The 12,403-nt window shown below is 42.9% G+C and carries 7 protein-coding genes and 1 pseudogene; 2 read left to right on the top strand and 6 right to left on the bottom strand.

Annotation, left to right across the window (positions count from 1 at the left end; all coding sequences use genetic code 11):
* Positions 1–99: 99 nt before the first annotated feature.
* A complete protein-coding gene (locus tag AB5642_RS02930; RefSeq protein WP_173715737.1) occupies positions 100–855 on the top strand; it encodes a PIG-L family deacetylase in 756 nt (251 codons plus the stop codon).
* A 104-nt stretch (positions 856–959) separates the two neighbouring features.
* Here AB5642_RS02930 and AB5642_RS02935 read toward each other — a convergent pair whose 3' ends face one another.
* Both AB5642_RS02935 and ileS read right to left on the bottom strand, forming a co-directional pair.
* Complete coding sequence (locus AB5642_RS02935; RefSeq protein WP_334285846.1) at positions 960–3,434, bottom strand: glycogen/starch/alpha-glucan phosphorylase; 2,475 nt, start codon at positions 3,432–3,434, stop codon at positions 960–962.
* A 28-nt stretch (positions 3,435–3,462) separates the two neighbouring features.
* On the bottom strand, positions 3,463–6,615 hold the full coding sequence (gene ileS / locus AB5642_RS02940; RefSeq protein ID WP_173715782.1) for an isoleucine--tRNA ligase: 3,153 nt from the start codon (positions 6,613–6,615) through the stop codon (positions 3,463–3,465).
* A 754-nt stretch (positions 6,616–7,369) separates the two neighbouring features.
* Here ileS and AB5642_RS02945 point away from each other — a divergent pair.
* Positions 7,370–8,602 carry a D-alanyl-D-alanine carboxypeptidase family protein gene (locus tag AB5642_RS02945; RefSeq protein WP_237925448.1) on the top strand — a complete coding sequence of 411 codons (1,233 nt, stop codon included), beginning with the start codon at positions 7,370–7,372 and terminating at the stop codon, positions 8,600–8,602.
* A 131-nt stretch (positions 8,603–8,733) separates the two neighbouring features.
* On the opposite strand, the gene AB5642_RS02950 is transcribed toward AB5642_RS02945, so the two are convergent.
* From AB5642_RS02950 to AB5642_RS02965, 4 genes and pseudogenes are all read right to left on the bottom strand, one after another.
* Complete coding sequence (locus AB5642_RS02950; protein ID WP_173734791.1) at positions 8,734–10,017, bottom strand: hypothetical protein; 1,284 nt, start codon at positions 10,015–10,017, stop codon at positions 8,734–8,736.
* Between the two features lie 123 nt (positions 10,018–10,140).
* Positions 10,141–11,091, bottom strand: a complete 951-nt coding sequence (locus tag AB5642_RS02955; protein WP_173734792.1) for a 3'-5' exonuclease — start codon at positions 11,089–11,091, stop codon at positions 10,141–10,143.
* Between the two features lie 101 nt (positions 11,092–11,192).
* Positions 11,193–11,255: pseudogene (locus AB5642_RS02960) on the bottom strand (DUF6783 domain-containing protein); the annotation flags it as partial.
* 472 nt (positions 11,256–11,727) lie between these two features.
* A complete protein-coding gene (locus tag AB5642_RS02965; protein WP_173734793.1) occupies positions 11,728–12,162 on the bottom strand; it encodes an Hsp20/alpha crystallin family protein in 435 nt (144 codons plus the stop codon).
* Between the last annotated feature and the right edge of the window lie 241 nt (positions 12,163–12,403).

Below are 12,403 nucleotides of genomic sequence, written 5' to 3' on the forward strand. Positions count from 1 at the left end.
TATCTTAGCTTGTAACTTATCTCAAATATAGTATAATTATTACAAATAATCAATTTCGATTTCGTCTATACAAATAAACTCAGAAATGGAGTACCTGATATGAAAAATAATTTTTCTCCCAGTTCCAACACTGCCAGCCTTTTTTCCTGGTTTGTGCGGCACTGGAAACAGTTACTGGCGGCAATTGTAATACTAAGCGCGATTGCCTTTGCCTGCCATAAGCTTTATCTTTTTTATCCTTACCTGAATCTGCCCCATGTAACTGCTGCCGATCTGGACGCCCTTGATCTGGATGGTTACGACAAGGTGATGTTTGTGGCGCACCCAGATGATGATTTGCTCTGGGGTGGACGGCACTTGATTGAAGACGATTATCTGGTAGTGTGTATGACCCGTGGAAATGATCCGGTTCGAAGCGCAGAATTTAAATCCGTAATGGAAGCTACCGGGGACAAATATCTGATTCTTTCCTACCCGGACAAAATCGGAAAAGATCGCAGCAGCTGGAACTACTGGAAAAAAGATATGGAAGCAGATATTACCACCGTTCTGAACTATAAAGATTGGAAACAGGTTGCCACTCACAACGCAGACGGCGAGTACGGCCATCACCACCACCAGATGACTCACCAGCTTGTAGCAGAAGCCTATAAAGAGACAGACTGCAATGCTGATTTCTATTCTTTTGGAACGTATTATGTAAACGACAAGGTTCCCTACGACCTTGAAGAAATGCCTAAAGATCTTTATATACAGAAGCGCAAGCTGGCAAAGCTCTATGTCAGTCAGCGGACTACCGTAAGGAAAATGTATCATATGCTGCCCTATGAGTACTGGCAGAAAGAAGATTTCTGATCTTATATAAAAAGCTGTGTCTATGCCAGAATTTATTTATCCTGGCATGAACACAGCCTTTATTATTTCTTATAATTTTTTTCGCAAAATGAATCTGCCCTTATTTATTTCTCAGCAGCCTCGCTCTTGGTTACAGTAACCTTATCCAGATGCCAGATATCATCTACATACTCCTGGATGGTTCTGTCAGAGGAGAATTTACCACTGCATGCAGTGTTCAGAAGTGCCATCTTCGCCCACTTCTTCTCATCTTTGTAAGCTGCCTCCACTCTCTTCTGAGCCTCAGCATAGGATCTGAAGTCTCCGAGAATGAAATACTGGTCTGCTCTGGAGCAGTTCTTAGTATTCAGAAGAGAATCATAGATATCTCTGAACAGCTCTGTATCGCTGGAGAAGGTTCCATTGATCAGCTGCATCAATACCTGACGGATCTCAGCATCTGTATTGTAGATAAAGTCTGGATCGTATCCGCCATGGTTCTCATAGTTAATGATCTGGTCAGCGCTCATACCGAAGATGAATGCGTTCTCCTGACCAACTTCCTCAACGATCTCTACGTTTGCACCGTCCATGGTTCCAAGTGTAGGAGCACCATTCAGCATGAACTTCATGTTACCTGTACCGGAAGCCTCTTTACTTGCAGTAGAAATCTGCTCGGAAACATCTGCTGCTGCAAAAATCAGCTCAGCATTAGATACTCTGTAATTCTCAATAAATACAACTTTGATCTTGCCGCCAATTGATGGATCATTGTTTACAACATCTGCTACGCAGTTGATCAGTTTGATGATCTTTTTCGCACGCTCATATGCTGCAGAAGCTTTTGCACCAAAGATGAAGGTTCTTGGATAGAATTCCATCTCCGGATGTAATTTAATCTGGTTGTACAGATAGATTACATGAAGGATATTGAGAAGCTGTCTCTTATACTCATGAAGTCTCTTAACCTGTACATCGAAAATGGAGTGAGGATCAACTTCAACACCATTGTGCTCCAGGATATATTTTGCAAGACGCTGTTTGTTCTGGAATTTAATGTTCATAAACTCCTGAAGAGCCTTCTCATCGTCAGCATATACCTTCAGCTTGCTGATCTGGGAAAGATCTGTGATCCAGTCTGGTCCAATATGGTCTGTAATCCATGCAGCAAGATTCTGGTTTCCGTGAAGAAGGAAACGTCTCTGAGTGATACCGTTGGTTTTGTTATTAAATTTCTCTGGCATCATCTCATAGAAATCTTTTAACTCCTGCTTTTCCAGAATCTCAGTATGAAGTCTTGCAACACCATTTACAGAGAAGCCTGCAACGATTGCAAGGTGAGCCATCTTAACCTGTCCGTCATAGATGATTGCCATCTTTTTGATTTTCTCATAGTTTCCAGGATATTTATTCTGTACTTCAATGATGAAACGACGGTTGATCTCTTCGATGATCTGATATACACGTGGAAGAAGTCTGGAGAACAGCTCGATCGGCCATTTCTCAAGAGCCTCAGCCATAATGGTATGGTTGGTGTAAGCAACACATTTGGTAGTTACAGCCCAGGCATCATCCCAGCCAAGACCTTCCTGATCCATAAGAAGACGCATAAGCTCTGCAACTGCCATAGTCGGATGAGTATCGTTCATCTGGAATACGACTTTCTCGTGGAGCTTCTTAATATCATTATGTGTTTTCTTATATTTCTCGATTGCAGCCTGAATACTTGCAGATACGAAGAAGTACTGCTGTTTCAGACGAAGCTCTTTACCGGACATTTTATTATCGTTCGGATAAAGAACGTTTACGATATCCTTTGCGAGGTTCTCCTGCTCAACGGCTTTCTTGTAATCACCTTTGTCAAAGGAATCAAATCCAAACTCTTCGATAGCAGCAGCATCCCAGATACGAAGTGTATTTACTACATTGTTCTCATAACCAACGATCGGCATATCGTATGGGATTGCCTTTACTGCCTGATATCCTTCATGGACAAATTTGTTCTGGCCGGTTGCCTGGTCATATTCAACTCTTACATATCCCCCGAAATGTACCTCTTTTGCGTACTCCGGACGACGAAGCTCAAATGGATAGCCTTCTTCAAGCCATGCATCCGGAACCTCAACCTGGTATCCGTCTCTGATTTCCTGTTTGAACATACCATAACGGTAACGGATTCCGCAGCCATATGCACTGTATCCAAGTGTTGCAAGGGAATCAAGGAAGCATGCTGCAAGTCTTCCCAGACCACCGTTTCCAAGAGCCGGATCCGGCTCCTGATCCTCAAGTGCATTGATGTCGATTCCAAGCTCTTCAAGAGCTTCTTTCACTTCACCGTATGCACCAAGGTTTAAAAGGTTGTTTCCAAGGGCACGTCCCATAAGAAACTCCATGGACATATAATATACGATCTTCGGATCCTGCTTTTCATAAGCGTTCTGTGTATCAAGCCAGTTATCGATGATCACATCCTTCACTGTGTAGCTTACTGCCTGGAAAAGCTGCTCCTGAGTTGCCTCTTCAAGCTTTCTGCGGTAAAGAAACTTAACGTTGTCTTTTACACTTTTCTTGAAGGTTTCTTTGTCAAACTGTTTGTCAATCATTTTGATCCTCCTGTTGTATGTTAAATCAAAGCTTTGTAACACCAAGAGTTACATGCTCTTTATTAATATTCCACTCTTTTACATAACCATTTGTCTCGCCATAAACGACTTCCTCAGCCAGAACTTCAGATTTGATCTCAGCCTCATTTGCCTTCATGGTCTCGATAATCTTGTCATTATCTTTTACAGATACACGGATCTTATCCATAACCTCAAAGCCAGCCTCTTTACGCATGGTCTGTACCTTGCTGATGATTTCGCGGACAAATCCCTCTTCGATCAGCTCAGGTGTCAGGTTGGTATCCAGAACAACTGCAGTCTCGCCTTCTGACTCAGTTACATAACCTTCTGTCTGTGCGGTCTCGATGAGCAGGTCTTCCTCTGTAAGCTCAACCTTGTTTCCATCGATATCAAGTACAAGTACACCGTTTGTTTTCAGCTCGTTCATAGCCTTGCTTCCGTTGATCTGGGCAAGTGCAGTACGGATTCCGCCGAGAAGCTTGCCGTATTTCGGTCCCACTGTACGAAGCTGTGGCTTGAAGCTGTAGGAAATGAAGGATTCCACGTCATCTGCAAATTTCACTTCTTTTACATTCAGCTCGTCTGCAATAATGTCTGTGAAATATTTATCCATCACCTTCGGAGCTTTTACATACATGGTTCCGATTGGCTGACGGTTCTTGATATTTGCCGTATTACGGCATGCACGGCCAAGAACAACAACGTCCAGAACTTCTTCCATGTTTTCTTCCAGATCTTTGTTGATCCACTCTTCCTTTACTTCCGGGAAGTCGCAGAGATGGATACTCTCAGGAGCTGTTTTGTCCAGAGATCTTACAAGATTCTGGTAAATATCCTCTGTCATGAACGGGATCATCGGAGCTGCAGCCTTGGCAACTGTTACCAGTGCTGTGTAAAGAGTCATGTACGCATTGATCTTATCCTGCTCCATGCCTTTTGCCCAGAAACGCTCACGGCAGCGTCTTACATACCAGTTACTCATCTCGTCTACAAAGCCCTGAAGTGCTCTTGCAGTCTCCGGAATCTTATAGTCGTTCAGATCCTCGTCAACAGTCTTTACAAGTGTATTCAGCTTGCTGAGGAGCCATTTGTCCATAACCGGAAGCTTGTCATAGTCAAGTGTATATTTGGTAGCATCGAAGTTATCAATATTTGCATAAAGTACAAAGAATGCATAGGTATTCCACAGAGTACCCATGAATTTACGCTGACCTTCCTGAACAGCCTTGCCATGGAAACGGTTCGGCAGCCATGGTGCACTGTTGATGTAGAAGTACCAGCGGATGGCATCTGCACCGTATGTCTGAAGTGCATCAAACGGATCAACTGCATTTCCCTTGGACTTGCTCATCTTCTGGCCATTCTCATCCTGAACATGTCCAAGAACGATAACGTTCTTATATGGAGCCTGATTAAACAGAAGAGTAGACTCAGCAAGAAGGGAGTAGAACCATCCTCTTGTCTGGTCAACAGCCTCAGAAATAAAGTTTGCCGGGAACTGCTGTTTGAACAATTCCTGATTCTCAAATGGATAATGATGCTGTGCAAATGGCATTGCTCCTGAATCGAACCAGCAGTCAATAACCTCCGGTACACGGTGCATAGTGCCGCCGCACTCCGGACACTTCATGGTAAGCTCGTCAATGTATGGGCGGTGAAGCTCTACTGTCTTGGCGCGCTCGTCACCAGTTTTCTCATAGAGATCCTGACGGCTTCCAACAGATTCCATATGACCGCAGCTGCACTCCCAGATATTCAGTGGAGTTCCCCAGTAACGGTTACGGCTGATTCCCCAGTCCTGAACGTTCTCAAGCCAGTCGCCGAAACGTCCTTTACCGATGCTCTCCGGGATCCAGTTAATGGTGTTGTTATTGCGGATCAGGTCATCTTTAACAGCTGTCATTTTGATAAACCAGGATTCTCTTGCGTAGTAGATTAGTGGTGTATCACAACGCCAGCAGTGTGGGTAATCATGCTCAAATTTCGGAGCATCAAACAGCTTGCCTTCTTTTTCAAGATCAGCCAGTACCATTGGGTCTGCTTTCTTAACAAACACGCCGGCATATGGTGTCTCAGCAGTAAGATCACCCTTGCCATCTACAAACTGTACAAACGGAAGGTCATATTCACGTCCTACACGGCTGTCGTCTTCACCAAATGCAGGAGCGATATGAACAATACCGGTACCATCACTCATGGTAACGTAGTTATCACATACGAGATAATGCGCTTTCTTGCCCTTGGATGCTACATAGTCACCTGTGCATTTAAACAGCGGCTCATATTCCTTGTATTCCAGGTCTTTTCCTTTATAGGTTTCCAGAACCTCATATGCAGGCTCTTCTTCCTTTGCAAGCTTGCCAAGTACTTTGTCAAGAAGTGCTTCTGCCATATAGTAAGTGTATCCGTCTGCTGCTTTTACTTTACAGTAAGTCTCATCCGGATTTACGCAAAGTGCAACGTTAGAAGGCAGTGTCCACGGTGTTGTGGTCCATGCCAGGAAATATGCATCCTCTCCAACCACTTTGAAACGTGCGATTGCAGAACGCTCTTTTACTAATTTATAGCCCTGGGAAACCTCCTGGGATGAAAGCGGGGTTCCGCAGCGTGGACAGTAAGGAACGATCTTGAAGCCTTTGTATAAGAGGCCTTTGTTCCAGATTTCTTTCAGTGCCCACCACTCGGACTCAATATAATTGTCCTCGTAAGTTACATATGGATGCTCCATATCAGCCCAGAAACCAACTGTTGAGGAGAAATCCTCCCACATTCCTTTGTATTTCCAGACACTCTCTTTACACTGCTGGATGAACGGCTCCATACCGTATTCCTCGATCTGCTCTTTTCCATCCAGACCAAGCTTCTTCTCTACTTCAAGCTCTACCGGAAGACCATGGGTATCCCATCCAGCCTTACGCGGAACCATGTAACCCTTCATTGCACGGTATCTTGGGATCATATCCTTGATAACACGTGTCAGCACATGGCCGATATGCGGCTTGCCGTTTGCTGTTGGCGGTCCGTCATAGAATGTGTAAGTCGGGCCTTCTTTACGGTTTTCCATACTTTTTTCGAAAATATGGTTTTCTTTCCAGAATTCTTCTACTTTTTTCTCGCGATCTACGAAATTCAGATTCGTGTCTACTTTCTGGTACAAAGCTTTTTCCTCCTTTAAAATTATCAGTCGATTGCTGTTGGGATTTCCTGTTACATAAAGAATCCTGCCTGCAGGATTCTCCGCCTGCATAAAAAGAATCCTGCTTTGCAGGATTCTCCGCCTGCGGCGGGTCGCTATAAGCGACATCTACCTTTCCGCCGCAGTGCGATCCTGCCCGGCAGGGCTTTTTATGCTATAGGGAATTCCAACGGAATTTCCTATAGCATAAAAAAAGCTCTCATCCTGCAAAAGGACGAAAGCTGTCAGCACTCGTTATACCACCTGTTACATTGTACGGGCTTGCACACGCAGCCGATACACGCTCCCTGTAACGGGGGAATTCCGTTATCTCCTACTTGTTCCTTCAGAGATAAAACTCCGGAGTGATCTTCGGCTGAATCTACTTGCGGCGGGCTTACACCATCCCCGTCTCGCTGAAAAGATTGCTGCTGTCTGTGTCTGCACAACCTTAAACGTTCAAAATCAGCTTACTGTCTCCATCACAGTCTTTAACTATTCTGTTTCCCGTCTATTATAATGGTCTGAATTTCTATATGTCAAGTGTTTTTCCGCTGAAAAAATGGGGAGAATAGGGGAAAATAATGCTGAATTTGTGGATTTTCCGGGGTGCTGTGAACAATTCACACTCTTTTAATAGTTTTACATAAAGAAAAGTGGTATAATGCAATTACGTATTGGGAATTTTATGTACTATTTTAAGAAAGGATTTTATATGATTAGGAAAAATCTTCATATGAAAATAAAGCGGATTTTCTGTGGAATCCTGACAGCAGCAATGCTGCTTGGGCAGACGGGCGCTGTCTGGGCAGAAGCTACAGACACTGCCAGCGAATCTCCCACTCCTACTCCGGATCCGCATACCGAATATTATGCACAGGCAGCTGATACCGATTCCATTGAGGGTTGGCCGGAGGGTCCTAAGATTGAGGCGCAGTCAGCAGTTCTCATGGACTTAAATACAGAAGCGGTCCTGTATTCCAAGAATGCCAATACTCAGCTTTACCCGGCCAGTATTACCAAGCTTCTCACCTGTCTTCTTGGATGTGAGAACCTGGACGTGAACGCACAGCTTACCCTTTCTCAGCAGGCGGCTTACGGAATTGAAGCGGGAAGTTCCACCATTTATGGTGATGCCGGAGAGGTTTTTACAGTTGAACAATGTCTTATGGCACTGATGCTGGAATCAGCCAATGAAATGGCACTTGGTATTGGGGAAGAGGTTTCCGGTTCTGTGAAGAAGTTTGTAGAGCTGATGAACACCAGAGCCCAGCAACTTGGATGCAAAAACACCCATTTTAATAACCCTAACGGACTTCCTGATGAGACTCATGTAACCACCGCAGGCGATATGGCAAAAATAGCCAAGGCTGCATGGCAGAATCCACTTTGCAGGAAATTTTTCACCACAGATCTTTATGAAATTCCGCCTACCAATATTTTTACAGAAACCCGCTATCTGCTCAATCATCACAAGATGATGGCTGGCCGGGATTACGCCTATGATGGTGTTCTGGGTGGAAAAACAGGCTACACAGATGTTGCCGGTGCTACTCTGATCACCTATGCCAAGCGTGGAAATATGACCCTGGTTGCAGTTGTGATGAATTCCGTAAATGGCGCCTGGGCTGACACAAAGAGCCTTCTGGATTACGGTTTCGACAATTTCGAATGTAAAAAAGTAAAAATCAGCAAGAATCCTGTTCCGAAGAAAAATCTTCCAGGTGAGCAGTATCTGCTGAATAATTGCGGAAATACTTATCCATTCTACTACACAAAAAATGTATACGTGACCGTCCCCACAGGAACAGACCTCAGTGTTCTTACCAAGAAACAGGCCATTCTTTCCAACGCTGTGGGACCATTGAGATTAAAGAGCAAGTATTATTTCAATGGTCAGATGGTTGGATGGGGAATGCAGTATGAACGGTCGATCATGACCAGTCTGCTGACAACACCGACTTTATAAAATAAGGGCTAAGAATGAAAACTGCATTACGCATTTTCGTTCTTAGCCCTGTATTATTGTAGTTCTTCTACTTTACACAATATTCTTTTATTTCTTTATTCGAAATGCCCCTATTACTACAGTTTCTTTCCTCAACTCTTATACCAGAATTTCAGACATTTCACCTTAATATTTGAAGGATCTGCTATTAGTTTTCCTATATTCAGCTTCATGGTTTTTGTCTTTCCCGGTTTTATATTAACCTTGAAGGTTTTGGTGCGGGTCATTTCTTCATTAATGGTCATGGTGAATTTCAGCTTAACTTTGGTGATGGTGCTTTTGGATTTATTGGTGAAACGGGTTGTGTAAATGGTTTTGCCGGAATCCGGATAGTATTTATAGCCTTTCACTTTTACCTGAAGCTGTTTCAGTTTTGGCTTGGGGGCAGGCTTTTTGCCGACAATCACGGTTATGGTTCTCCGCTTGCCATTTACCAGGGCACTTACCTTGGCAGTGCCAGGCTTCTTTGCGATCAGGAATCCTCCGGCTGCATCAACGATCTTTTTGTTGCTGGATTTCACTTTCTTGATGGTGATGCTTCCACCGCCGGTTTTGAAAACATAATTGGAAAACATGGTGGTATCCCCCACCTTCAGGGAGATGGAGCTGGAAACAGTTATGACTGTTTTCGCCACTGTGAAAGTCACCTTTTTCGTCTGATTTCCATATTTAAAAATGAAATCCGCCGAACCTGCTTTTGCAAAATATACGCTTACCTCAAAGCTGTCATTGGATTTTGGAGTAATGCCTGTAACCTGTGCCACAGATGAGTCCGAAATACTTACAGAATATTTGGACGAGTCCTTATTTGAATAAAAAACATAAGGATCGTCAACCGTTACCAGAAACATTCCTGTGGTTTTGTCGTAATTGTTTTCCGGCGGATAAATGGCAATATCTGCGCTTTTGCGATTTTCCCGTACATTTACCGAAATGGAAAAATCTACGTTCTGCTCACTTGGAAAACTATCGTAATTTACAAATATTTCCATCAATTCCATTTCATCAGATTTGGAGAATGTGGCTGAGCCCTGCAGCACCGTACCTCCGTTTGAATATAAGGGTATGCTGGCGTCATCCAGATACACGCTTGCCCTGCCTGGTGTCAGACTGGAACTTTGAAAAGTCATAGTCACATCTACCTTGTAATCCATGGAGTCTTCATGAGGGATCTGATAACCGATATAATAGCGGAATTCGTCTCCATCCCACACATTCATGCTGCCCGTTCCACTGAGTTTAAAACCATCTGTGGTAACTTCCTTGGTAATAGCAGCCTGCGCCTGTAGCGGACCAAAGAGAACCATCAGCAGTGTTACAAAGAAAAATGTCAGAATGTATTTCCCAAACCTGTAAAAATAATTTCTTAAACTCATAAAATCCCCTCCTTTTTATACGCTGTTGTTGTATTACTTATAAACAGCATATGTGATTGGAGGGGATTTTTCTATTAACCAAATGTTAGTTTTTCATTCATTACAAGCAGTAGTTTCACGGATTTACTGCTCTTCTTTCTTCAGTCTCCGTTTGGCTCGATGAGCATCACGTTTCTGGCGGATTTCATCGGCTTCTTCATCTGTTACATTGGTGAGCTTCTTAATTACATAATACTTATTGTCTTCCGTTCGGCGAATCCTAATTTTTCCCAGTACAAAGCCGTGCTCCTGACAAAGGGACACACTGTAATAAACCTTGGAATTATTCATAAACCAACGTATCTTACGCTTGGCCGGATTATGGCATAATGGACATTTCGTGCTGGTTACTTCCCGGTCCTTCATGGCTTTTTCGCGGGAATAGAACTCTCGGGATACATATTTATCATAGGTTGGATAGGATATGTGAATCTCTTCACGCTTACTCTTGGGATTCTGATACACGTCCAGGGATGAGTTTGGAAAAATGTATTTATCTTCTATTTTCTGGAGAATACATGCAGTATAATAAGCATCTCCCAGAGCGCGGTGAAAATCCATTTTCTTCTCCACGCCCATTTTATCAGCAGCAAATTCCAGGGCACGGCGCTCGTCATTTTCTTCATAACGAATGGCAAATAATTTCTGCACATCATAATAAGTCACAGGACCTTTCAGCAGGGAAAGTTTTCCATAATATTTCATGTTCCGCTGCAGTTCCATTACATCCTGATTTCCCCAGGTAAAGAAAATATATTCTTCGCCACACCATTCCAAAAATTCCATGATGGCCTGCGGGAAAAGAGTTCCCTTCTGCAGATCCTTATAATTCATGTGAATCACTTCATGAATGCTGTCATGAATCCAATTGTACACCTGGGGCTTGATCAGACGCTGAAAGCTATCCACAATTTCTTTCTCTTCATTTAGTTTTATGGCGCCGATTTCTATGATTTCAAAAGGCAGACGGCTGTTAGACCACCTTTTTCCCCCCGGACTCTGATTCCATTCCAGGTCAAATACAATGTAATTCATGGGTAAATTCCTTCTCTGAAAATGTTTTTGTTACTGTGAACAGGTAAACAGTAACATGTTTTTGCCATCCACGATTAGTGCAGCAACATCTTGTTTTCACGCTATGGAGCCTGTTTGAAAAGGCTTTCTGCAAGATGTACATCATAATTTGTGGGAGATTTTTTGTTCTATCCTTTGCAGTTATCAACAATTCCAGACAAGTATAGCAGACAGGTGAAATGATGTAAAGACATAAGAAAAAACCTGCCGGTGGGTAGCCGGCAGGAAACGAGGGGGTATGAAACAAAATCTATGTAAATTAAGAAATCGTCTTAAAATGAAACACAATCTATATAAAAGAAGCTGTTTACCATTATTTCAATATTGCTGAATAATCTATACACTGCAAGCACATCAAATAAAACATGCTCTGCCGCTTTCACTCGTTACTTATGTAAGCCGGCAATATCAGCCGCCGCTTCTGATTTACGGCTAATGCACACTCTATATTATCTAATTCAATTATCTATTTCAATCGTCTATTTCAATTATTTATTTCATCGGCACGAAGCAGGTGAACTGCTCCGCGCCAGTTATTATCTGTTATCAGTTTCCCACGGGAATTCTTATCTGTTAAAACAGCTCTTTCCCCGGGAATCAGCCTTCAATAGAAATAAATTTCTTCTCTTCAGGCACTTTCTTTTTCGCTTCCTTCGGGAAAGTAACAGTCAGAACACCATTGTCATATTTCGCATGGATGTCCTCATGCTCCAGTTCCTTACCTACATAAAAGCTTCTGGAGCACTGTCCGGTGTAACGCTCTCTGTGAACGTATTTACCGTTATTGTCTTTCTCATCTTTATTCTCGGTTCTGGAAGCCTGAATGTTCAGATAGCCATCCTTCAGCTGAATCTTCACATCCTCTTTATGGAAGCCTGGAAGATCAATGCTCAGCTCATAATTTCCATCTACATCCTTAATATCTGTCTTCATCAATTCAGCAGCTCTGTAACCTCTGTGATTCTCTCTTTCTACAGGTAATCTCATCCAGTCATCAAATAAATCTTCTCCAAAAATACTAGGCATTAACATAATCCATTCCTCCTTATATTGTGAACACTTGCGTGTTTAATTAACATCTTTGTTAAAACTGGAAGATTTCTTTTTCTCTCTTCCTTTGTTCTGTATGTAATATAACACGCATTGTTAGCACTGTCAAGAGTCGAGTGCTAATTTCACATTTTTTTCACATTTACCCTTAAATGAAAAACTAACTTCCACCTTTAGTCTGTTTTGTTCTACATTAGAAACTGGGGGTGGAAGTTAGTCTTGC

This window comes from Ruminococcus sp. 1001136sp1_2201st1_G3_2201SCRN_220225, assembly GCF_040924365.1.
Taxonomy (GTDB): Bacteria; Bacillota; Clostridia; order Lachnospirales; family Lachnospiraceae; genus Blautia_A; species Blautia_A faecis.

Excerpts from the sequence above, each read along its gene's own strand:
- AB5642_RS02950 (WP_173734791.1), bottom strand. The coding sequence starts at position 10,017 with ATGAGTTTAAGAAATTATTTTTACAGGTTTGGGAAATACATTCTGACA.
- AB5642_RS02930 (WP_173715737.1), top strand. The coding sequence starts at position 100 with ATGAAAAATAATTTTTCTCCCAGTTCCAACACTGCCAGCCTTTTTTCC.
- AB5642_RS02945 (WP_237925448.1), top strand. The coding sequence starts at position 7,370 with ATGAAAATAAAGCGGATTTTCTGTGGAATCCTGACAGCAGCAATGCTG.
- AB5642_RS02955 (WP_173734792.1), bottom strand. The coding sequence starts at position 11,091 with ATGAATTACATTGTATTTGACCTGGAATGGAATCAGAGTCCGGGGGGA.
- AB5642_RS02965 (WP_173734793.1), bottom strand. The coding sequence starts at position 12,162 with ATGTTAATGCCTAGTATTTTTGGAGAAGATTTATTTGATGACTGGATG.